18 protein-coding genes are annotated in these 21,681 nt (G+C 49.1%); 8 read left to right on the top strand and 10 right to left on the bottom strand.

Annotated elements, in window-relative coordinates; all coding sequences use genetic code 11:
* Nucleotides 1-48: 48 nt before the first annotated feature.
* Nucleotides 49-4,326 carry a Calx-beta domain-containing protein gene (locus K384_RS08955; RefSeq protein ID WP_038031540.1) on the bottom strand — a complete coding sequence of 1,426 codons (4,278 nt, stop codon included), beginning with the start codon at nt 4,324-4,326 and terminating at the stop codon, nt 49-51.
* Nucleotides 4,327-4,489: 163 nt separating this feature from the next.
* On the opposite strand from K384_RS08955, the gene K384_RS08950 reads away from it, so the two are divergent.
* Together K384_RS08950 and K384_RS08945 are read left to right on the top strand one after the other, a co-directional pair.
* On the top strand, nt 4,490-5,587 hold the full coding sequence (locus K384_RS08950) for a Nif3-like dinuclear metal center hexameric protein (protein WP_038031611.1): 1,098 nt from the start codon (nt 4,490-4,492) through the stop codon (nt 5,585-5,587).
* 3 nt (nt 5,588-5,590) lie between these two features.
* Nucleotides 5,591-6,367, top strand: a complete 777-nt coding sequence (locus K384_RS08945) for a zinc ribbon domain-containing protein (RefSeq protein ID WP_038031539.1) — start codon at nt 5,591-5,593, stop codon at nt 6,365-6,367.
* A gap of 60 nt (nt 6,368-6,427) precedes the next feature.
* Here the strand turns inward: K384_RS08945 and gldC are convergent, their stop codons facing one another.
* Genes gldC through K384_RS08925 form a run of 4 tightly spaced genes read right to left on the bottom strand, consistent with a single transcriptional unit; the run spans nt 6,428 to nt 8,788 of the window.
* Nucleotides 6,428-6,775: a gliding motility protein GldC gene (gene gldC / locus K384_RS08940; protein WP_038031537.1), complete on the bottom strand. Its 348-nt coding sequence runs from the start codon at nt 6,773-6,775 to the stop codon at nt 6,428-6,430.
* 22 nt (nt 6,776-6,797) lie between these two features.
* Nucleotides 6,798-7,598, bottom strand: coding sequence for a hypothetical protein (locus K384_RS08935; protein ID WP_038031535.1), 801 nt, complete (start codon nt 7,596-7,598; stop codon nt 6,798-6,800).
* A 26-nt stretch (nt 7,599-7,624) separates the two neighbouring features.
* Nucleotides 7,625-8,026, bottom strand: a complete 402-nt coding sequence (locus tag K384_RS08930; RefSeq protein WP_038031534.1) for an ExbD/TolR family protein — start codon at nt 8,024-8,026, stop codon at nt 7,625-7,627.
* A 30-nt stretch (nt 8,027-8,056) separates the two neighbouring features.
* On the bottom strand, nt 8,057-8,788 hold the full coding sequence (locus tag K384_RS08925; RefSeq protein ID WP_038031533.1) for a methyltransferase domain-containing protein: 732 nt from the start codon (nt 8,786-8,788) through the stop codon (nt 8,057-8,059).
* Between the two features lie 90 nt (nt 8,789-8,878).
* Here K384_RS08925 and guaA point away from each other — a divergent pair, with 90 nt between their 5' ends.
* Genes guaA through K384_RS08910 form a run of 3 tightly spaced genes read left to right on the top strand, consistent with a single transcriptional unit; the run spans nt 8,879 to nt 12,141 of the window.
* Entirely contained in the window at nt 8,879-10,405 is a 1,527-nt protein-coding gene (guaA, locus tag K384_RS08920; protein ID WP_038031531.1) for a glutamine-hydrolyzing GMP synthase, read from the top strand.
* Nucleotides 10,406-10,443: 38 nt separating this feature from the next.
* The gene (locus tag K384_RS08915) at nt 10,444-11,208 is read left to right on the top strand and encodes a phosphosulfolactate synthase (RefSeq protein WP_038031529.1); all 765 of its coding nucleotides are present in this window, start codon (nt 10,444-10,446) and stop codon (nt 11,206-11,208) included.
* A gap of 6 nt (nt 11,209-11,214) precedes the next feature.
* Nucleotides 11,215-12,141 (top strand): DUF368 domain-containing protein, encoded by a 927-nt coding sequence (locus K384_RS08910; RefSeq protein ID WP_038031527.1) that lies wholly within the window; start codon nt 11,215-11,217, stop codon nt 12,139-12,141.
* A gap of 369 nt (nt 12,142-12,510) precedes the next feature.
* Here K384_RS08910 and K384_RS08900 read toward each other — a convergent pair whose 3' ends face one another.
* From K384_RS08900 to K384_RS08885, 4 genes are read right to left on the bottom strand one after another with little or no spacing between them, the layout of a single operon-like run.
* Nucleotides 12,511-13,722 carry an FtsX-like permease family protein gene (locus K384_RS08900; protein ID WP_038031524.1) on the bottom strand — a complete coding sequence of 404 codons (1,212 nt, stop codon included), beginning with the start codon at nt 13,720-13,722 and terminating at the stop codon, nt 12,511-12,513.
* Nucleotides 13,723-13,725: 3 nt separating this feature from the next.
* Complete coding sequence (locus K384_RS08895) at nt 13,726-14,367, bottom strand: ATP-binding cassette domain-containing protein (RefSeq protein ID WP_038031521.1); 642 nt, start codon at nt 14,365-14,367, stop codon at nt 13,726-13,728.
* Between the two features lie 27 nt (nt 14,368-14,394).
* Nucleotides 14,395-16,050, bottom strand: a complete 1,656-nt coding sequence (locus K384_RS08890) for a DUF4836 family protein (protein ID WP_169737641.1) — start codon at nt 16,048-16,050, stop codon at nt 14,395-14,397.
* Between the two features lie 55 nt (nt 16,051-16,105).
* Nucleotides 16,106-17,305, bottom strand: coding sequence for a proline dehydrogenase family protein (locus tag K384_RS08885; protein ID WP_038031517.1), 1,200 nt, complete (start codon nt 17,303-17,305; stop codon nt 16,106-16,108).
* A gap of 117 nt (nt 17,306-17,422) precedes the next feature.
* Here K384_RS08885 and K384_RS08880 point away from each other — a divergent pair, with 117 nt between their 5' ends.
* Nucleotides 17,423-18,598, top strand: a complete 1,176-nt coding sequence (locus tag K384_RS08880) for a tetratricopeptide repeat protein (RefSeq protein ID WP_038031515.1) — start codon at nt 17,423-17,425, stop codon at nt 18,596-18,598.
* Here the strand turns inward: K384_RS08880 and K384_RS08875 are convergent.
* Nucleotides 18,581-20,080 (bottom strand): MATE family efflux transporter, encoded by a 1,500-nt coding sequence (locus K384_RS08875; protein WP_038031513.1) that lies wholly within the window; start codon nt 20,078-20,080, stop codon nt 18,581-18,583. The two genes, K384_RS08880 and K384_RS08875, sit on opposite strands and share 18 nt — an antisense overlap.
* A 62-nt stretch (nt 20,081-20,142) precedes the next feature.
* On the opposite strand from K384_RS08875, the gene K384_RS08870 reads away from it, so the two are divergent.
* Nucleotides 20,143-20,772 carry an FkbM family methyltransferase gene (locus K384_RS08870; RefSeq protein WP_456243266.1) on the top strand — a complete coding sequence of 210 codons (630 nt, stop codon included), beginning with the start codon at nt 20,143-20,145 and terminating at the stop codon, nt 20,770-20,772.
* Nucleotides 20,769-21,653 carry a glycosyltransferase gene (locus tag K384_RS08865; protein ID WP_038031511.1) on the top strand — a complete coding sequence of 295 codons (885 nt, stop codon included), beginning with the start codon at nt 20,769-20,771 and terminating at the stop codon, nt 21,651-21,653. The genes K384_RS08870 and K384_RS08865 overlap by 4 nt, the downstream gene beginning before the upstream one ends.
* Nucleotides 21,654-21,681: the final 28 nt, after the last annotated feature.

The following is a 21,681-nucleotide window of genomic DNA, read 5'->3' as shown; positions in this document are numbered from 1 at the left end:
TTCGATTGAGGCAAACCCTCGCAAAATGGTTGCTTTTCCAATGCTCTTTTACTGCTTTACAAGGCGCAGTGTTTGGTTTTCCTGTCCATCCGTGATGCGCAGCACATACACGCCCCGGGGCAGCTCAGACAGGTCAAGCATGTCGTTACCGGTGACTGTTTTCTGCATTAGCAACCTGCCTTGTGTATCAAACAGCAACAGCTCTGCTTGTGCTTTTACGCCTTCTATATGCACGCTGCCCATAGTCGGGTTGGGAAACACAACCGGGCGTATACTCTGTTGTGCTCCGGATACCAAGACGCTACGCACCTCGCTCCATGCCGCCTGCCCGTCTGCATCTACCTGCTTGATGCGGTAATACCAGGTACCGGGCTGCACTTGCTTGTCTGTCCAGTTATAGGCTTGCAGGCTTTGAGTATTACCGGCGGCCTTCACCCTTCCTATGGTCTCAAAAACAAGCAGGTCTTGCGAGCGCTCTATTTCATAGTAAGCGGCATTCAACTCTTGGGCGGTCGTCCAATAGAGCTTCACGTCCTGCCCTTCTGCTTCTGCTACAAAGTCTTTAAACTCTACCGGCAGAGGCGAGAAGCTGCTCATAGACACCAAAGTGAATATATCCCCGTCGTTGAAATCCACATTGTCGAAATACACCAGTTGGTTGCCGCTATCATAAGAAGAAGCAGGGAAGAAAGTAAACTCATCACTAAACTGCCCGTCCTTATCGGTATCGATATAAAGGCGCAAATGAGAAGCATCCGTAACCACAATGCCATTGGCATCCATGATAAACTGTACGCTGCCCACCTCGCCTTGCTCTGCCACGCGCCAGGTTCGCTTCAGGCGGCTAAAAGCACCGAAGGGCACATCCACACGTTCCGTATTGTTCACTACCGGCACGTTGTCATCGCCAATAAAGAGGTATTCATTGTTTTGCAAGTCATCGGCATTACGAATACGGAAGCGATTCTCGCCCTGCGCATCTATATGCACGGCCTCACTGCTGCTGCCCTGTCCTATGCCGGCAATATGATAGGCATGGGTTGCCGAGTAAGTATAAATAGCGTTGGCACTCAGGGCAATGCCATATTTGCCAGCCAGGTAATTTTCAACAATGATGCGCCGCGCCTCATGAATATCCTTGTCATTGTAATAAATCACTTCGGCAATATCACCGGTAAAGTAGTTGCCGGAAGCTGCGGTGGAGTTGTCATGGAAGCGTGTATCGCTGTCCACCCCGCCCAGCACCGCGGCATTATGGGCAAAAAGACGTCCCACGCCGGTAGCGGTGCCTATGGCAGTTCCGTTCACATACGCCGAAATATTGCCGTCAGCACCGTCGGAATGGTTGTAAGTAAAGCTAAGCACATAGGCAGTATTGGCGGTAATGGGAGCAGTTACATATTTGGTACCTGTGCTGCCGCCCCAAGGGGTCGTAACGCTCCCGTCATCGTCGGCGTCATTCCACGCATGGAAATAGACACTTCCGTTTTCTATGTACACGTTCAGTCCCCGGGTAGTACCGCCTTCTTCATAAACTACCTGACGGGTATTGACATCTGCCCCCGTGCGCACCACCAAAAACAGTGCTTTCTTTTCATGATAGGGCGAAGGCTGATTGATTTCGGCATCATCTGCCAACAAATAAAAGTCATTACCATCAAAGCGCATGACCGGGAAGCCGTTCAAGGTGTTGGCAGTGCTTTGAATCCGGGCACGGTTGGCAGTATTTGCCTGTGTTGCGTCGTTGGCATTGGGCGAAGCATCGGTCCAAGTATCCACCGTTGCATTATGGGCAAAGCCGGTGAGAGCATCGGCCTTGAACCAAAATACGTTGTAAGGAAGCATGCCCACGCCTGCCGAGGCTTGCCAACCGAAGGGGTCGTTGTCAATAATTACATAATTGTGAAAACGTTGAGAGGGGTCAATTACCGCATTGCCGGTAGTCACGCTCTGCAGCTCTATGACAAAGTTTTCATTTGCTTCGGGAATGACATCGTCATAAATGAAGGTTACAATAGATAATGGTGCTACGGTCGTGCCCGGCGTAAAAGTAACGGTTCCGGTAGCTGCCAAAGAATAGTCGAAGCCATTGGTGGCAGTGCCCGAGATGATGGCATATTGCACGGTAGTCGTAAATGCCGAGGGACGGTCCATCACCACGTTAATAACCGGTGCCCCTACACTTTCATCATTGCTTTGGGTAGGCAGCTGAAAGCTTACTGCCGGCTGTGGATCGTTGTCTTGGATGGTCAAGGTATGCTCAAAAGGTGTATCGAAGCCAATTGTTCCGCTATGAAGCTCCAAAATAATGGTTTCGTCGGCTTCGTACTCGTTGTCGTCAGTAATGGGAATAGATATGTCGAAGAAATTTTGTCCCACGGCAAAGTTAACAGTACCTGCCGTAAAAGTATAATCGCTGCCATTGGTAGCAGTACCGCTCCCACCGGCTATGCGCAAACGATAACCTACCGATTCGGCAGTGGAGTTGTCCCCTGTCCGCAAGATACGCACTGTGGCAGTCCCTACATTTTCATTGACAGTGGCACTTGCCACATCGAAACGGAAGCGCGGCGGCGTGTCATTGTCGTAAATGTAAAAGGTATGCGCAGGACGAAGTGCTGATATTTGCAAGCCTGCCGAAGGTGTGTTCAAGCCTACTATTACATCTTCGTTGCCTTCCACTGCCACATCGCCGGTCACGGTGAAGTTGATAGACAGCTCTTGCGTGCCGGCCGGGAAGTTCAGCGTACCCGCCGGCAGGTCATAATCAACCCCTCCGTTGGTAGCCGTTCCCCCCGTTGCCGCATAATTTACCGAGCGGGCTACTGCCGTTTGCGCATTCAAGCGCACGGCAATGGCAGCAGGCGTAGTGCCCGCATCGCCCTCCAGCACTGCCGAAGAGGGGTACACAAAACGCGCAGTAGGAATGAAAGCCGCCAGTGTCATGAAAGTACCCTTGGGGATATTGACCGTAGCTTCATAAAACCCCCCGCCTACATCCGCCAGCTCTACCACTTCGGTAGTGGCGGTATTGGTGTAAGAGGGTACCGCACCGCCGCTTTTATCCAGCACCACGGCATAGGAAGTATAGCCCGGCGGCAAAGCAGGCAACATCGAGGCCTCTACCCGGATGGTCACGGGTCCTACATCGCCATAATGATCAAATTGCCAGCTGCGCTCCAATATTTGAATATTGTCGCCTTCTTCGGGAGCACCGGCAGCAGTCCAATTCAAAGGTTTGCCGTCGTGCCCGGTCAACAGATACTCACCATCACTTAAATTGGCACTGTTTACAGAAATGATAAAAGGATTTAAGCCTTGGCTTAAAGTATGCTCATCACCGGCGGCATACCGCCCTACCCCTACTACATCAGCCCCATAATACACTTGATAAGCATAGTAGTCATTCACAATGGGGTTGGCTACGTATTTAGCTCCCAAATAGTTTTCTACGATGATACGCTCGCTTTCATTCACCACACGCTCGTAATGAATAAACTCCGCAATATCGCCACCAAAGTATGCCGGCTGCGTATCTGCCATATTGTTGCTAAGCACCGTTTGCCCTACCACAGCACCCAGTCCGGGGTTACCGGGATGGCGATACAACCAACCCAAGCCGGTAGCGGTTCCCTGCAAGTTACCGTTCAGGTACAGGCTAAACGTACCGGTGTAGGTCGCCGGGTTGTTGGGATCAGGGCCTGCGTTCCGTGCATCGTAAATCAAGGTGAGCACATAGGTAGTATTGGCAGATATAGGCGCATTCACCCCTATCCAAGGCCATGCATCATAGGGTCCGTCAGAAGCCACTTTATTGTAAGCACCGGCATACACTCGCCCGTTTTCAATGTATATATTTAATCCCCGCACATTTCCCCCTTCTTCAAAAATCATTTGGCGGGTAGTCACATTGGCGCCGGTACGGAACACCACAAATATAGTACGCTCTTGATAGGGCCCTGCATTGTTGAGATCGTTGGTAGTGCTGAAGCGTAAAGATTGGCTCACGCCATCGAAGCGTACCACCGGGCGCCCATTGATGCCCAAGCTTGCCAGGGTGCGCAGCTGGGGACGTTGTGAGGCAGTGTTTTGATAGGCATCGTTATTGATGGCAGACAACGACATGTCATTCCATCTCTGCACGGCAGTGCCGTCGGGCTGGCCCATAGCACCGTTGATCATGCCATCGGCACGCAACCATATTTTGTTGTCGCTGTTGCCGGCTGTTTCAGTGCTCACACCGCCCGGGCCTTTCTGCGCCCATGTGCCCCATGCAAGGCATAACAGTAGTGTGCTGAGTATAAGTCGTTTCATGAGCAGTTTCATAAATACTTGCGTTTTGCTGATAATCAATATAGTTTTGTTATGAAGTTGTAACCTTTATTTTCGATGAATTGCATTTTTACAAGATAAAGGCACATATTTTCTCGATGAATGAAAAAGCAATAGTGTGAACTGTAAGAAACGTTTACCAAAAACCATGCAAAACATGAAGATATCAGACATCTGCAAGCTTGTAGAAGATTTCGCATCTTCTGCTTATCAAGAAAGTTACGACAATGCACGGCTTATCTGTGGGAATCCGCAAGCGGAAGTGCTTGGCGTTCTGATTACACTTGACTGCACCGAAGAAGTCATAGAAGAAGCCGTAGAAAAAGGCTGCAATTTGGTGATTGCCCATCATCCCATTGTATTTAAGGGGCTTAAAAGCCTGACCGGTGCCAACTACGTAGAGCGCACCGTCATCAAAGCCATTCAAAAAAACGTGGCAATTTACGCAGTGCACACCAATTTAGACAATGTTTACTATGGTGTCAGCCACAATCTGGCCACCCGTTTGGGCTTACAGAATGTAAGAATTTTGCAGCCAAAAGCCCACACTCTGGAAAAATTGGTCGTCTTTTGTCCGCTTTCGCATTCGCTTCAAGTGCGAGAAGCGCTGCATGCAGCAGGTGCCGGGCAGATAGGCAATTACAAAAATTGTAGTTTTCGAAGCAAAGGGCTGGGCACCTTCCAACCCAACGAGCAGGCCAACCCTTTCATCGGTCAAGCCGGCGGCGGCTTGGAAGAGGTGGAAGAAGAACGCATAGAAGTCATTTACCCTGCCCACCTTCAGGCACAAGTACTGGCAGCCATGCGCGCCGCGCATCCATACGAAGAGGTGGCTTATTACGTACACCGTCTGGAAAATTACAACCAAGAGGTGGGCAGTGGCGCCATCGGAGAACTGGAGAACGCCTTACCACCTGTAGATTTCCTTCAATACGTCAAAAACAAACTACCTGTCAGTGTCATTCGCTATACCCACACACATAAAACGCAAATTCGCCGGGTAGCTGTTTGTGGCGGCAGCGGGGCATTTCTTATTCATACAGCCCGCCGGCAAGGCGCCGATGCCTACATTACGGCCGATGTCAAATATCATGAGTTCTTTGATGCCGAGGGCGAAATGATGTTGCTCGATATTGGGCATTATGAAAGTGAAGTACACACAAAAGAGTTGATTTACGCTTACTTATCCTCAAAAATTCGTAATATTGCGCTTTGCATTTCAGAAATCAGTACCAACCCCATAAATTACTTTTAAGCGATGGAAAAAACGGTTGCAGAAAAGTTAGAAGCGCTTTTGAAGCTCCAGGAAATCGATTCCCAATTGGACGAAATTTATAAAATGCGTGGTGACCTACCCCACGAAGTGCAAGACCTCGAAGACGAAATCGAAGGGTACAAGACCCGCATCGGGCGCTTCGAAGGCATGATAAAAGAATGGGAAGCAGAAATTAAAGAGCTCAAGCAGACCAAAAAAGAGTGCGAGCAGCGCATAGAGAAATACAAAGAGCAGCAGATGAATATTCGCAACAACCGCGAATACGAGGCCATCAGCCGCGAAATAGAAAGCGAAGAGCTCGAAATTGTGCTTTGCGACAAGAAAATCAAAGAGTTATCTGAAAAAATCAAAGCCAAAAAAGAAGAGATAGCCGAGGTGCAAAAGCTCATTGACGAGCGCAGCATAGACCTCGAAAACAAAAAGAAAGAGCTTGACCAAATCATGAGCGAAAGCGAAGAAGAGGAGAAAAAGCTCAAGAAAAACCGCGAGAAGCAGGTAAAACAAATCGAAGAACGGCTGTATGCTGCTTATGAAAGGCTGCGCAAAAATGCCGGTAATGGCTTGGCTGTTGTTATGGTTGCGCGCGATGCCTGTGGCGGCTGCTTCAACCAAGTGCCTCCGCAAAGACAGCTGGAAATCAAAGAGAAGAAAAAAATCATTGTTTGCGAGCACTGTGGGCGTATCCTTGCCGACGTAGAAGAAATGGAAGAAGTCGAAAAGCCCAAACGCAAAACACGCCGCACCGCAAAGAAATCATAGGTCAGAAACGAAAAAGCCGCCTGCATGGCGGCTTTTTTATTACCGTTTTTTGTGTAACAACTATTGCATTGAGCGCATTTCCTCACGCAGACGTGCATCCAAGCGTTTGCAGCAGTTTTCAATTTCCATGGCCATCAGCTCATCACCGGTGGCTTTACGCAGGGTATCTGCCAGGGTCGCCATGGTTTCTATGCAGAAACGCTTCATTTCAATGGTGTTCATTTCTTTGTTCCACAGGTCTATTTTCAGCGTACCACTGCCGGTACCATCCCATATGGCCAAAGAAAAAGCCTTGGCATCCTGCCGGGCATCTTCAGGTTGTTGGGTAGCTTCCCAACGGATAGACTCGCACACATTCTGCTCGTCCAGGGTGATGTGCAGTTGAATGGATTCTTGTCGTTTGCTCATGATTGTTTTTTGTGCAAAGGTACTACTTTGACTTCAAACGGAAAGTAATGGTACCACGTGCCCGGCTGGGCACACGCGTAGAGCTGCGTACCAAGCACCCTTCGATTTGCTCTTCCAGTGCCCTCTTGTACAGTGCCACCACCCGCGGGCTTACGTTGTACTGCTTCGTGGTGATGGTTTGCAAGTAACCATCTTCATCAATGATGATTTCAAAAGTAATAAAACCTTCTTCGCCCGAATTGTCATTGACTTGCAAGTTATCGCAGCTCAGCCGCCAGCCGTCCAGACCGGTTACACTGAATCCACCTTCACCGCCCCCGTACAAGCCTCTGCCGTCCAAAGTACCTTCACTGCGTCCCTTGGTGCCTTCTTTACCTTCCTCGCCTTTACCGGTACCTGTGCCATCCGGGTTGAATAAGGCTTTGGGGTTGGGCTGTGGACGGGGTTCCGGATCAACTGGCTTGGGCTCATTTTGTTTGGGCGCAGGGGTAGGCTTGGGCGATTCTTCGGGAACACTTACTTCCGCATCAGGCAACTCGCTGGGAGTTTCCACCGCTTCATTTTCGGCGACACTTTCCTCAGACACCGGCTCGCTGCGCGTTTCTTGTGTAGGCACAAAGCGTGGATTTTCGCCTTCGCCCTCTTCATCCGTGCCGTAAGACAATTCTATGCCATACTCCGGCGGCGGTGGAATGGGCGGCTCCCACGCATAAATAAAGAAAAACAGCAGTACGATGAGGGTGTGTATCACCAAAGATACGATGAAGGCCGTACGGCTGCTCGATTTTTCTATTTTTTCCAATGGTTCTTTTTCCTGTACCATGCTTTTGCCTTGATAAGACGATTCCTTTATTTGGGTTTAGCAGCAATCGACACCCGTGCTTTCAAGCTATTGGCAATGCCGGCCACTTCTACCAAGTATTGCGTAGGCACTTCTTTATCTACATGCAGCACCACCACGCCTTCCCCTTCCGGCTGGGTAGAAAGCAATTGCTGCAAGCGCATCTCCAATGCTTCCATGTCTTTCACCGGCTGACCATTTACAAAAAACTGCAAGTCTTTGGTTATGGTTACCGCTACCTTTTGCATTTCTATCTTCACGCTCTTACTGGTGGGGGTGCTTACCGGCACCCCGGTAGGCGTTACTGCCGATGAAGTCAGCATGAAGAAAATAAGCAGCAGGAAAATTACATCGGTCATGGAAGAGAGGCTAAAAGCCGGATCAACCTTATTTTTTGACTCCAAAGCCATATCATTCGCAGGTTTTGTTGTTATTGAGTTTCAAAGATATGAATTGGTGTTGTAACACAAAAGCACCCACCGAAAAGCAAAGCGCCAGTAAAGCTGTGCTTCACACACAGGTGCATACTTTTTAAACTGAAGCAAAAATCTTGCCCAGTCTTTTTTCGTAAAGCCTCTTTTTACAGAAAGGGGGGCATCGTGTTTTACCAAATAGGAACGTGAAAACAGCCGGGTCAATAAGCGAATGGCATGATAAGCCAACGGATGGCGGTGCAAGTCGTTAAAAAACCAACCGGCGCGGCTATTGTTTTGACACCAATGCATCAGCTCAACAAGCTGCTCATCGTTCAGATGGTGGCAAAAAAGCGAGGTGTAAACGATATCGGGGCGTTCCTTTGCAGAAAACAGCCGGTAATCACTCACTACGTAGTCAATTTCCGGGAAGTGCACGCTCTGCTGCCGGGCATACTCTACGGCATCGGTTTTCAGGTCAACCCCTATCAATTGTGCCGGTTGTTTTTTCTTGCGCAGGTAACGCGCAATGGCACGTAAATTATCGCCCCCACCGCTGCCCAACTCCACAATTGTCAGCGGACGCCCGGCCGGCACATGTTGTAGTAGTTTGTTCAGTGCAAAAATGGTGGCGCTGTGTCCTCCTAAGTAACGGTTGATGGTCTCCAGCTCCCGCAAATTATCGTACAAGTCCGCCGCCGGAATGTTGTCGGCATCCAACAGTTCTTTTTGAAGGCTCCTTGTAGTCCATGCATTCATAAGGCAATGCTTTTGCTCAGGTATAAAAGTGTGAAATCTTCTTATCTTTGCGCAACCTTCATTCAAAAATCCCTATAGCTGCACACCGTCATGGAGAAAATCATTATTCTTGACTTTGGTTCTCAATATACGCAATTAATTGCCCGCCGTGTGCGCGAGTTGCACGTTTACTGCGAAATTCAGCCCTTCAACCGTCCCGTATCGCTTAGCGAAGAGGTCAAAGGAATCATCCTTTCGGGAAGCCCCTTTTCGGTGAACGACCCCAACGCCCCCATGGTAGATGTTAAGCAGTGGCGTGGCAAAGTGCCCGTACTGGGTATTTGCTACGGTGCCCAATTGATGGCTCACCAAGAAGGAGGCGAGGTGGCACCTTCCAAAATCAGGGAGTACGGGCGCGCAACACTTCAAATAGACATGCCTCAACACCCGCTGTTCGAGGGTATGTCTGCCGCTTCGCAAGTATGGATGTCGCATGCCGACAGCATTCTGCAGTTACCCGGGCACTTCCGCATATTGGCACACACAGAAAATATTCCTGTTGCTGCCTATGAAATCGAAGGCGAAAAGACCTACGGCATTCAGTTCCACCCGGAAGTAACCCACTCGCTGGAAGGCAAACAATTGCTGCACAACTTTGTGGTAAACATATGCGGCTGCAGCCAAAGCTGGACACCGGATTCGTTCATAGAGCAGACTGTAAAGAGCCTGAAAGAGCAGCTGGGCAACGATAAAGTAGTGATGGCTCTTTCCGGCGGTGTCGATTCCTCCGTGGCAGCCATGCTTTTACACCGCGCCATAGGCAGCAATCTGTATTGTATTTTTGTAGATAACGGATTGTTGCGCAAGAACGAATTCGAGCAGGTACTGGAAGCTTATCGTGGCTTAGGGCTCAATATCAAAGGCGTGGATGCCAAGCAACGCTTCTATGATGCTTTGCGTGGCCTTACTGACCCCGAAGACAAGCGTAAAGCCATTGGACGCACTTTCATTGAAGTGTTTGACGATGAAGCCCATAAAATACAAGATGTGAAATGGCTGGGACAGGGCACCATCTACCCCGATGTCATTGAGTCGGTATCGGTCAATGGTCCTTCGGTTACCATCAAGTCACACCACAACGTGGGGGGCTTACCCGAGCGCATGAAACTCAAGGTAGTAGAGCCCCTGCGTAGTCTTTTCAAAGACGAAGTGCGCGAAGTAGGCTATGCCTTGGGCTTGCCCAAAGCCATCATCGGGCGGCATCCTTTCCCCGGACCGGGCTTGGGCATCCGCATTTTGGGCGAAGTAACCCCCGAAAAAGTGCGCATCTTACAAGAAGCCGACGACATTTACATTCAAGCACTACGCCAAAGCGGGTGGTACGATAAAATATGGCAAGCCGGCGCTATCTTATTGCCCATTCACTCGGTAGGCGTCATGGGCGACGAACGCACCTATGAGCAAGTAGTAGCCCTGCGGGCAGTGCACAGCACCGACGGCATGACAGCCGACTGGGTACATCTCCCCTACGAACTGCTTGCTGACATATCCAATACAATCATCAACCGGGTAAAAGGAGTCAACCGGGTCGTTTACGACATCAGCTCCAAACCCCCTGCAACTATCGAATGGGAATAACACCTTAAAATGTCTCATTTTTTAAACCCATAGTGGCTATGAATTACACACTGAAACACATTCCTGAACGCACGCAAAAGCCCCGCGAAGTAGGGCTTACCATGATGATGGACAAAGGCATGAGCATACGCCAGGTAGAAGATGTGCTCGACGTAGCGGGCGATTATATAGACGTGGTCAAGCTGGGATGGGCTACTTCTTATGTAACCCCCAACTTAGATAAAAAACTGGAAGTGTACCGGAGTGCCGGCATTCCTGTTTACTTTGGCGGCACCCTCTTCGAAGCTTTTGTTGTGCGCAACCAGTTCGAAGACTATCTGCGTGTGCTGGATAAATACAAGATGACCTTTGCCGAAGTATCGGATGGCTCCATAGAAATGCCCCATGACCAAAAGTGTGAGTATATCCGCCGGCTGGCACAGCAAGTGACGGTGCTTTCGGAAGTAGGCTCCAAAGATGCTTCCAAAATCATGCCGCCCTACATGTGGATAGAGCTGATGCAGGCTGAGCTCTCTGCCGGTGCATGGAAGGTCATAGGCGAAGCACGCGAAGCAGGAAATGTAGGCTTGTTCCGCTCTTCGGGCGAGGTGCGCGAAGGCTTGGTGAAAGAAATTCTTCACTCCATCCCCTATGAAAAAATCATTTGGGAAGCGCCACAAAAAGCGCAGCAGGTGTGGTTTATCAAGTTGATTGGCCCGAATGTAAACTTAGGGAATATAGCTCCGCAGGAAATCATTCCGTTGGAAACCATACGCTTGGGCTTACGTGGCGACACCTTCGACTTTTTTCTACCCAAAGAATAAAAATCAATGAAAGAATATCGCAAAGCCTTTATTTTGTGGCTGAAAGGCTTGGCAATGGGCAGTGCCGACGTGGTACCGGGCGTATCGGGCGGCACTGTCGCTTTGATTGCCGGTATCTATACAGAATTGATAGACACCCTCAAAAGTATTGACGGGGAAGCATTGGCCTTGCTCCTGCGTTTCCGATTTAGGGATTTTTGGTACAAAATCAATGGTGGGTTTCTGCTGCCTTTGCTGACAGGCATTGGCACCGCCCTGTTTTCTTTGGCCCGCCTCATCACTTATCTTTTGCAGCACTACCCCATTGCCATCTGGTCTTTCTTCTTTGGTTTAATTGTGGCCTCGGTGTGGCTGGTAAGCAAAGAGGTAAAGCAATGGAATGCCGGTAGCGTGTTGGCTTTTATGGCAGGCACTGTTGTGGCTTATTGGCTCACGGCAGCCATGCCGGCCGAAACACCGGAAGCCTTATGGTTTGTGTTTTTGTCGGGCGCCATTGCTATTTGCGCCATGATACTGCCCGGCATTTCAGGTAGTTTCATTTTGGTTTTGCTGGGCAAGTATGCATTCATTCTGGAATCGCTGAAAGCATTGCGTTTTGAAGTGATGCTTACGTTTGCTGCCGGCTGCGTCGTGGGGCTGCTTTCCTTCGTGCGCCTGCTGTCTTACTTGTTGCATCGCTTCCCTTCGGTCACGATGGCTACTTTGTCCGGTTTTATGCTGGGCTCACTCAATAAAATATGGCCTTGGAAAGAAGTCATCAGCACCAATGCCAAGGGCGTGCCCGTGCTTACACGCAATGTGTTGCCGGCAAGCTATGAACAACTAAGCGGTCAAGAAGCTCAACCGGGTATTGCCTTGGCTTGTTGCATAGCCGGCATTGCCTTGATTGTAATACTTGAGAAAGTATCCCAAACCAAAGAAGTGGCCTCTTGATTGGTGGTGAGTGCCAAACTAAGGCAGCTTAAAAAAACAAACTGTGGCAAGGAAGTGCCTTTCTCTTTTGGCATCTGGTTGAGAAGGCACTTCTTTTCAAGCGCATTCTTTTTTGTCATTCCGGGCACTTCTTCTTGTCATTTCGAGCCTTCCCCCCTGTCATTTCGAGCGTAACGATAAATCTCTTTTTTCTTGTTGCGTTTGGTTCGAAGAGATTTCTCACTCCGCTTCGCTCCGTTCGAAATGACAAGTTCCGCTTGCACCTTGTTCGAAATGATATGAGCCGTTGCGCTTTTGTTTGATGTTTGAAAGAATGCATCTGCAGCGTTTTTTTGAAAGATAGCAGGCTTTGCCTGCCTTCCATCTCACTTAAACATTCATTTTGTGAATGGTACGGCGCAAAGCCCATGCATTGAGTAACAAGGTGAAGCCTATCAAAAGCAAAGCAACCAAAGGCACTAAGGGATGCAAAACCGTGTCTATGTCGAAAGCATATGTTTCCATTCGCCGGGCAAAGAAATAACCACCGGCAGCCAAACCGGCAGCCACAAGCAAAAGCACCAGCAGCAGCATGCGGGCAAACTCACGCACAAAATGCCTTTCAATAAATCGTTGCTCATAACCCAGCAGCAACAGCAATTCCACCTCGGTGCGCTTTTCCAAGAGAATGGAACGGAAAGTCAGGACAAACACAAGGAATGCCAACACCATAAAGGCAATACCCACAAAGCCAATGGCAGACATGGCCACCACTGCCAACGCCCCCAGACGCCCCGCTTGTAGCTGACTGCGATTGACTTCCCACCTTTTTTGTTTCAAGTAGTCAAGCAAAAGGGGGTCACCGCTGTTGGTTACTCGCACCAATAGCCGTGCCGGCGGGTTTTCTCCGGCAGTTATGCCTGCCAATCGTTCGTTTGCCCAACGCATAAAAGACATAGGCACCAAGATAGATGGAATACGCTCCGAAAAGCCTACTACTTTCATTTTCACTATCACTTGTCCCCGGGGACCATATAGTTTGGTAGGCAAAGGGGGTGCCATGGCAATCAGGCCGGGGGTGATTTGGGGCAAACCTTTTGCCAGGGCATAGCCAAAATTGTAAAGGTTGAGAAACTCTTTCGACACCACCACCGGCACAAACTCATCGCCTTCGCGCCAATTCCAGCCGGGCGGGTCCACATCCAACAAGTGGTCGGGCACTGCTTCGAAAAACAGTTCCGTGCGCAAAGGGATGGTCTCGTTGCCATAAGTCCATGCAGCAAAATGGTTGCTTTCAAAAGGCCCCACCTCTTTCACAAAAGGCTGTGCCTGCAGGTCTTCAATTTCTTCTTGGCTGAAGCCCCCGGCCATGCCCGTAGCCGTATTGAATAAAGTAACCTCTTTGGTAATGATAAGGTAATTGCTTGCTTTTCCGGACTCAAATACCTCTTGCATGGTCATGTAAAGCTGGAGCATCAGCAAAACCAAACACAGCCCCGCGGCATAGCCTATAATTGCTATCCATACATGCCCCCCTCGAAAAGCACGAAAGACCAGCTTCAATATATTGCGCCGCAAAATGGAAGGGTATAAAGGTGTCATAGCTTATCCGAGCAGCAGTTTTTCGTGAAATGTCATTTGATAATCGTAGCCTAACGAAGCCATAATAAAACCGGCATTTTGCTCCTTGCAGCGGCTTAGAATCAACTGACCGGCAAGTTTTATATTTTCCTCATCCAGGTGGCTGAAAGGCTCATCCAGTAGCAGCATTTCAAAGGGCTGTATGAGTGCACGAATGATGGCTATGCGTTGCCTTTCGCCATAAGAAAGCAAGGCTACCTGCCGGTGCAGCAAGTGCTTTACACCCAAATATTCTGCCATTGCCACTATCTTATCTGCATCCATGGGCTGCAGTGCCGCTTTCAACTGTAAGTTTTCCCATGCAGTAAGGTGCAGCAGCAAGCGCAGGTCCTGAAAGACAATAGACAAATGCTTTTGGCGCAAAACAGCCCATTCTTGCGCCGGCATGCTTTGCACAGGTTTTTCATTTATGAAAACAGCACCTTCATAGTCTTTGCGGATACCGTAAAGAATATGCAGAAAAGTGGATTTTCCACGCCCGGAGGGCGAATAGACCTGATAAAAACGCCCGCTTTCAAAAGTATAGCTTTGCCCCCACACTTGCGAGCGCCCATGCAGGCGCTCTTTCAAAGGGGCGGGCAGCAGGCCTTCGATACGTATTTTCATAAGCAAGGTAGTGGATTATGGAAACGCCTAAAAGACCGGTACTTCTTCCATGTCCTCCTCGTCCACTTCTTCCAACTCCATAGGCAGCCGTTTGTCGCTTGCCATTGGCTCTTCCTTGTAGCGGTTTTCTTTCTTTTTTGCCTCTGCTTTGATGGCATCTATAAGAATCAACAAGGCGTTTTTATCTTCTTCACGGAAGGAAAGCAAAACTTGTCCTTTTATTTTGCCATCGTCATATCCGGGACTCCAAATAACCAATTCGTTGATCAGCTGCACTGCTTCGGTGGCATTCATCCCCTTGAACCAAGGCAGCTGCGCCAACTGGGTCAGCAAATCGGCACGAATTCCCACAAAAGACGAAGCCTTTTTCATTTGGTCGCCCCACTCTTCGGGTATAGCAGCCGCCTCCCATATGGTTTCCGAAGCTCCCATAGCCAGGCGCAGGTAGTTTTCGTCTTTATACAGGTGAGCCATACCACCTGCGATCAAATAGACATCGCCCTCTGCATTGTTTTTTTTGACCAGCATGCCTTTCGAGAGCATGTAGTCCACCATTTTCTGGTAAAGCTTTTCGTCACGTATCCCCATAGATATAGCCATTTCGGGGATGCCCGCGGCACCAAGGCTATTGAGCGCCATACAGAACTGACCATCCCACATGCTCATAAACTCATCGGCCGAAACTCCCAGCTGCCGGTCAAAATCTCTATTTGCCTCTGTCAACAGTTGTTTTTCCTTGATTTTATTGATGGCTGCCTCCGAAATGGCAAAGCTTAACAGCGCCAACGGCTTTTTGTAAGGTATTTTGCTTACCGCCTTATTGATGTGCACATTGTAATAAAGCTGCATCTCTTCGCGTGTTTTCTCCGAAGGTATAAAAGCGGCATCACTGCGAATCAAGCCATCTTCAAAGGCAATTTGCATGGAAAAGAAAGCGTCTTTTAAGTATTGCTTTGCTTCTTCTTCCATTTCATCCACTGCGTCCAAGCCGGAGGTGGCATTCAGGTTTACCCATACAGTAAGGTCTTCGGCGTCGGCAAGCGCTTCTTTAAAAGATTTCTCTTGCTCGATAAGTTGTTTTTCTTTTGGTAATTTCAGCAACTCCAAAACCTTTTCCACCAGAGCAGCGCTTTTTTCATCCTCCTTCTCATAGTAGCCCTTTTCCATGAGGCCCACCAGTAGGACGTCGTCGTTCCATGCAGCCACCACTGTGGTGTAGCCTTTTTTTTCAAAAAACTTCACATCGTCTTTGGTCCGGATGGGGATTGGTTGCTCTTCTTCGAAGACCTCTTTCCAAAACTCGGGGTCTTCCATACTTTTATTCCATTTGCCGGCATCATCCAGAGGCACCACTATGCCTACAAAGTCATTCTCTTTTTTTCCAAAGACGTAGAAAGTGTTGGCGTAGTCGATGCCGGAGTTTAAAATGCGCTCGAACTTTTGGGAGGTTTCCTTGGCTTCTTCTTCGGAAGCCCCCATTTCCTTTAAGTTCTTCTCGCTAAAAAACTCGTCGGGTTGTAAACTTTTGCTAATCAAACGACGCACGTCTATAGCCACTGCAAAGTCGGCATCGGCAGGTAAATAGCTTACATGTGAGGGGGTGTTTTTCTTACCGGAGCAGGCAGCAAGCAGCCAAAGGCTCAGTAAGGCAAGTACCCATGCATTCAAGTTCGATTTCTTCATAATGAATAGGGTTTTTCTCAAGATTACATCTTTTTGCAAAGAAAAACAAAGCATATCAGCCTTTTTTTCGGCGTTTTATTTCTTGCTCCACCAAACGGTATTCGCGGTTGCTTTGTCCTTTGATAGAGGTATTTTCTTCTGCCCGCCGAATCAAATAAGGTACCACTGCATCTACCGGTCCATAGGGCACATACTTAGCCACGCGGTACCCTGCCTTTGCCAGGTTGAATGAAATATGGTCGCTCATGCCATAGAGCTGTGCAAAATAGATGCGTTCATCTTGGGGGGGTATGCCTTTTTCTTGCATGGCTTGTGCCAGCAACAGGCAGCTTTGTTCGTTGTGCGTGCCGGCACAAAAAGCTATTTTGTCCAAACGTTCGAGGCAAAAAAGCAGGGCTGCGTTGTAGTCTTCATCGCATTTTTGCTTGTTGGGCTGTATGGGGTCAGGATATCCCATTTCTTCGGCACGCTCGCGCTCTTTTTCCATGTAAGCGCCCCGCACCAATTTGGCTCCCAAATACACGCCTTGCTCTTGTGCCCAAGCAAAGGCCTCTTTCAACAGCTGCAACCCATCGCGACGGTACAGCTGATAGGTGTTGTACACTACCGCCTGTTCGCGGTTGAAACGCTTCATCATCTCATAGGCAAGATGGTCGATGGCCGGTTGTATCCACGTTTCTTCGGCATCAATAAAAATACGCACGCCTTTCCGGTAAGCCGTTTCACAGATGCGACTTACACGCTGCTGCACTTTCACCCACTGCGCCTCCTCGGTTGCAGAAAGCGAAGCTTTGGCACTCACTTTTTCAAGCAAACCGAAAGGGGCTATGCCTGTCACCTTAAAGACAGCAAAAGGCACAGCAGGATGCCCGGCAGCAAAATCGATGGTGCGCAGCACTTCGGCTGTGGTTTTTTCAAAACCTTCTTCGCTCTTTTCGCCCTCTACCGAGTAATCCAAAATGGTGCCTATGCCATAGCGCGCCAGCTGTTCAATCACCGGCCGGCAGTCTTCAATGTCTTCGCCGCCGCAAAACTGCTTAAACAAGGTCTCTTTTACAATAAAACGGGTCAAAGGCTTGGTCAATGGAAATGCCAAAGTGGCTTTCACCAAAAAGGTGCCGGTATCGACCAGGGCAGGATAGTTCATCATACCGAAAAGCCAGTGCATGCGGCGCAAGTCTGCATCGGACTTGGAAGCAAAAGCAATGGAGGTATCTTGGAAGTTCAAAGCGATAGGTTCGGTTGGTTCGCTCATAGTTTTTTTGCTTTAAAGTACAAAGACGCCCAAAGTTACAGTTTTTGTGCACTACTTTTGTTATCTTTTACAAAAGAACAGAAGCAAGGGCTACTGCCCTGTTCAACATTCAACCTTATGAAACTAAACCGGCAAATTATACTGCTTGTATGGCTGCTTTGTTGGCCGGCAACCAACAGCCGTGCACAACACAACGACGCCCGGCAAGCTGCCTTAATGGCCATGTATGAAGGAGATTACAAGCAGGCTATTCAGTATTACGAGCAAAGCCTTATTTATGACAACGACAAGCCGGAAATGCTTTGGGGGCTTGCACGCAGCCACTTCTATGCCGGCAACTACCCTCAAGCAGTGCAAGTATGCCGGCAACTGCTGCAAAACAAAAAAAGCGCATGGAAGTGTCGTGCCACACTCTTGGAAGCATTTTGTTATTTCCGGATGGCCGATAGTGCCTTGCAGCAACGAATCGAAAAACTGCAGACAGCACAAGAGTGCATGCCGCAGGACTACCGCACGCACTTTTACCTCGGTTTGCTGTATATGCAAAACGGCCAACTTAGCGAAGCAGAAACAGCCTTTAAACAAGCCTTGGCGTTGCGTCCCAAGCAAGGCGGCTTATGGATAGCCTTGGGAAACCTTTATGCCACACAAGAGCAGTGGAACGAAGCAGCCAACTGTTGGTGTCAAGCGGCAGAGTTGCCCCAAGCCCCACCGGCAGCCGTTTATAATTGTGCCAAGCTGTTACTACGCAGTGGCAGCTATGAGCGTGGTTTGCAGATGATGGAACGCTATGCCCAAAATCATCCCCTGCAAGCCGACGATTATTTTGATGTGGCAAGGGCTTGTGCCGCAGGCCGGCAATATGAAGAAGCCCTTCGCTACATAGCAGCTGCCATACAACTGGCTCCTCAACAAGGAGTGTACTATGCCGTGATGGCCGACTACTACGCGGCACTGCTGCAATGGGATGCCGCCTTGTATGCCAATAGCCAAGCCATACTCAAACAAGGCGAAGAAACCACCTACTTCATACAGCGCGCTCAACTGCTGCTCAACGCCGGCCAGGACGAAGAAGCAAAAGCATACCTTGAATTTTGGATACAACAAGAGCCCGACAACGCACAAGCCCACTATGCCCATGCCCTATGGCTGATGCGCAACAAAGGAAAAAGGCGTCAGATAAAACAGGCCGTAAAAGAAGCCGTGCGTCACGGCATGCACCCACAGGATATGAACGAGTCGCTTCAAAAATATGCTTATCGCCACCGTCAGCGCTTACGGTCTGCGCCTTAGGCGTTTGAGTAGTTGCCCGCCTATATGCACGAGCTCTTCCGACAAACGAAGCTTCCATATGGCTGCCGCCAGCAGAAGTAGCAACAAGCCTGAGCGAAGCAGTATATTGACCAAGGCAGTAAGGAGTCCTTGCACCGGTAGCAAGGGCAAAAACGCCAAGCCTCTCCACAATACCAGCAATACCAGCGTAGCCCACAGCGTCTGTTTGCTAAAAGGATGTATGTGCACTTTCACCCACAAAAAGAAGCTACGCAGCAGGTTATATACAAGCATGGAAAGGAAAGTGGCCAAAGCGGCACCCTCCAACCCCATCAAGGGAATAAGCCACCAGTTGGTGGCTATTACCAAAAGCGCCAACAAAATATTGGAAAGCAAAACAAACTTATAGTACCTTGACTGCAGCAAAATTTCGTTGTTGACGCCCATCGCCATGTCGAAAAAGCGCGCCAGACCAACCCAAAAGACTACACTCATTCCTTCGCGATATAGGTCGCCTTTAGGCATGATGGTAAAGATTTCTTCCCGGTTCAGCCATAACAATAAAAACAAAGCCCCACCAATCAACATTTGATTGATGGCCGATTGACGATACAGGACTGCAAGTTCGTCAATGGCTTGCTTTGCCCAAGCTCTTGCAATGAGAGGTGTGGTGATTTGAGAAAGTGCACGACGGGGAATTTCTATCACATTCGCCATAAAAAAGGCTATGGTGTAAATGCCTGTATCGGCTTCGCCCAGCAACATACCCAGCATCACAATATCGGCTTGGTTCACAACCACAACACTTAGTCCGCCCATCAAAATAAAAGCGGCATATTCCATCATTTCCTTCAAACGCCCCCGCACCGTATCCCACCAGCCGGCGGGAAACAGCCGGAAACAGTACAAGCGGTAAAGGTATGCCGTAAGCCCCAGAACAGCTATCACATAATAGGCAGTCACTGCGCCGAACATATACCCAAAGTGCATCCAATGCACCCCCACCGCAACTACCAGCAAAGCAATGGTCATTTTCAAAAAGAAATCCCGGAATAAAGCCGGCACGGCAATACGCAGATATGCCCGGCACCAAGCTTCCAGAATACTCTGAAATGCCATGCCCAAAGTCAATGGAAAAAGGTAAAGGAAGTAATCTTTCACATGAGGCGACTTTTCATATAAGCTCAAATAATAGCTTCTCCCCCCCCACAAAAGCAGAGTCAACAAGAGGAAGGTAGTGAGTGTATAAGCAATACTCAAAGAAAAGAGAGCATCGCGCCGCCGCCCTTCAAAAAAAGGATGAAAACGTTCAATAACTTGCGGGGTGCCTGCAAGCACAAACGCACTTAGCAGGGTGGCATTGGCCAATATCTGCCGGATCCCCCCTATTTGTTCGGGGCTCAGTAAGGCGGGCATCAAAAAAAGATTAGTAAGTGCTCCTATCACAACCCCCACATACGCTATTAATGTGTATTTTACCCCTTGACGAATGACAACCCCCATGCATTTTATTTTTTAAATTGCGCATCCAAGATAATTCAATTTTCATGTCAATAGTAAAGAAATTGAAAAAATCCGTTTGGTGGGTACTCAACCAATTGCGCTTAGGCGCCCCCACCAACCTGGTATTGCGAAGCGGCTTGAAAGACTTAGGATGGTTTCGCTCTTTTTACACCAAACGCTCCGAAGATGCAGCAGGACACCCCATCCCTTGGTTTACCTACAGTGCCTATCTTTTTTTAGACCCGCGCTTGCAAGCCCACTTCCGGGTTTTTGAATACGGAAGCGGCAGCTCAACGCTTTACTTTGCCCAAAAAGTAGCTCAAGTGTATAGTGTAGAACACCACCCCTCATGGGCACAACAGATGCAAGCCAAGCTGCCGCCCAATGCCTCTGTGCTATACTGCCTGCCTGAAGACTACCCAACTGCTATCCGGCAGGCACAAGCCACTTTTCATCTCATTGTAGTTGACGGTATCTTGCGAAACGAGTGCATCCGGCAGGCGGTCAACTTCTTGACAGAAGATGGGGTCATTATTGTGGACAACAGCAACAGAAGTGAGTACCGGGAAGCTTTGTCCTGGCTGTGTGCACAAGGCTTCCGGCGTCTTGACTTTTACGGTATGGCACCTATAGGCACAGAGCTGTCCTGTACTTCCTTTTTCTACAAAGAGCTCAATTGTTTGAACATATGAGTTTATCGCCCATTATCATTTTTGCCTATCGGCGCCCGGAAGCCCTCCAAAGATTATTTGACAGCCTGACCCGGAATCCGGAATGGCTTCATTCCGAAGTGTTTATATTTATTGATGCTGCCAAGCACCCCAAAGAAGAAGCCGATGTGGAAGCTGTGGTTCAATTGGTCCAAAGGCTGTCTCATCCACATAAGCACATCATCAGGGCATCGCATCCCAAGGGGCTCGCCTGCTCTGTGATAGAGGGGGTTTCGCAAGTAATAGAAAAACATCAAAGAGCCATTGTCCTGGAAGATGATTTGGAATGCACGCCCGACTTCCTTGCCTTCATGAACGCTGCTTTGAGGCTGTATAAAGACCATCAGCAAATATTTTCGCTAAGTGGCTATACTCCCCCCATTACGTGGCCCGGTGACTATCCTCATGACATAGCCCTTTTACCCCGTCTGTCTTCGTGGGGCTGGGGCATATGGGCTGACCGCTGGCAAAGCATCGATTGGCAAGTAAGCGATTTTCAGCTCTTTTGGAAAAACCCAAAAGAAAGAGAAGCATTTTCCCGTGGGGGCGAAGATTTGCCTTATATGCTCTACAAGCAACAAAAAGGGCTCATTAATTCCTGGGCAATAAGGGCATGTTATGCACTTTACCGCCAGGGAAAATACTGCCTGTATCCGCGCTACAGTAAATGCCGTCATGTACACACCAAACACAGCACCCACTTTCGTTTATACAGCCGGCAGTTCAGCACCGCTTTGTCCACGCAAGCCATTCTGCTTCCGGACACGCCCCCGCCACCCGATGCGCGCATCATACAATCTTTTGCACGTTACCACCGCTTGACGCCCTGGCGACGCCTGCTCAACCGCCTGCGCTACCGTTAACCCTTTCACAGGCGCTTAAAAACTGCTA

Source organism: Thermonema rossianum DSM 10300 (genome assembly GCF_000426825.1).
Taxonomy (GTDB): Bacteria; Bacteroidota; Bacteroidia; order Cytophagales; family Thermonemataceae; genus Thermonema; species Thermonema rossianum.
Note: the sequence above shows the minus strand (reverse complement) of the source record. Positions and strands in the feature narration are given on the sequence as shown.

Excerpts from the sequence above, each read along its gene's own strand:
- K384_RS08955 (WP_038031540.1), bottom strand. The coding sequence starts at position 4,326 with ATGAAACTGCTCATGAAACGACTTATACTCAGCACACTACTGTTATGC.
- K384_RS08950 (WP_038031611.1), top strand. The coding sequence starts at position 4,490 with ATGAAGATATCAGACATCTGCAAGCTTGTAGAAGATTTCGCATCTTCT.
- K384_RS08945 (WP_038031539.1), top strand. The coding sequence starts at position 5,591 with ATGGAAAAAACGGTTGCAGAAAAGTTAGAAGCGCTTTTGAAGCTCCAG.
- gldC (WP_038031537.1), bottom strand. The coding sequence starts at position 6,775 with ATGAGCAAACGACAAGAATCCATTCAACTGCACATCACCCTGGACGAG.
- K384_RS08935 (WP_038031535.1), bottom strand. The coding sequence starts at position 7,598 with ATGGTACAGGAAAAAGAACCATTGGAAAAAATAGAAAAATCGAGCAGC.
- K384_RS08930 (WP_038031534.1), bottom strand. The coding sequence starts at position 8,026 with ATGGCTTTGGAGTCAAAAAATAAGGTTGATCCGGCTTTTAGCCTCTCT.
- K384_RS08925 (WP_038031533.1), bottom strand. The coding sequence starts at position 8,788 with ATGAATGCATGGACTACAAGGAGCCTTCAAAAAGAACTGTTGGATGCC.
- guaA (WP_038031531.1), top strand. The coding sequence starts at position 8,879 with ATGGAGAAAATCATTATTCTTGACTTTGGTTCTCAATATACGCAATTA.
- K384_RS08915 (WP_038031529.1), top strand. The coding sequence starts at position 10,444 with ATGAATTACACACTGAAACACATTCCTGAACGCACGCAAAAGCCCCGC.
- K384_RS08910 (WP_038031527.1), top strand. The coding sequence starts at position 11,215 with ATGAAAGAATATCGCAAAGCCTTTATTTTGTGGCTGAAAGGCTTGGCA.
- K384_RS08900 (WP_038031524.1), bottom strand. The coding sequence starts at position 13,722 with ATGACACCTTTATACCCTTCCATTTTGCGGCGCAATATATTGAAGCTG.
- K384_RS08895 (WP_038031521.1), bottom strand. The coding sequence starts at position 14,367 with ATGAAAATACGTATCGAAGGCCTGCTGCCCGCCCCTTTGAAAGAGCGC.
- K384_RS08890 (WP_169737641.1), bottom strand. The coding sequence starts at position 16,050 with ATGAAGAAATCGAACTTGAATGCATGGGTACTTGCCTTACTGAGCCTT.
- K384_RS08885 (WP_038031517.1), bottom strand. The coding sequence starts at position 17,305 with ATGAGCGAACCAACCGAACCTATCGCTTTGAACTTCCAAGATACCTCC.
- K384_RS08880 (WP_038031515.1), top strand. The coding sequence starts at position 17,423 with ATGAAACTAAACCGGCAAATTATACTGCTTGTATGGCTGCTTTGTTGG.
- K384_RS08875 (WP_038031513.1), bottom strand. The coding sequence starts at position 20,080 with ATGGGGGTTGTCATTCGTCAAGGGGTAAAATACACATTAATAGCGTAT.
- K384_RS08865 (WP_038031511.1), top strand. The coding sequence starts at position 20,769 with ATGAGTTTATCGCCCATTATCATTTTTGCCTATCGGCGCCCGGAAGCC.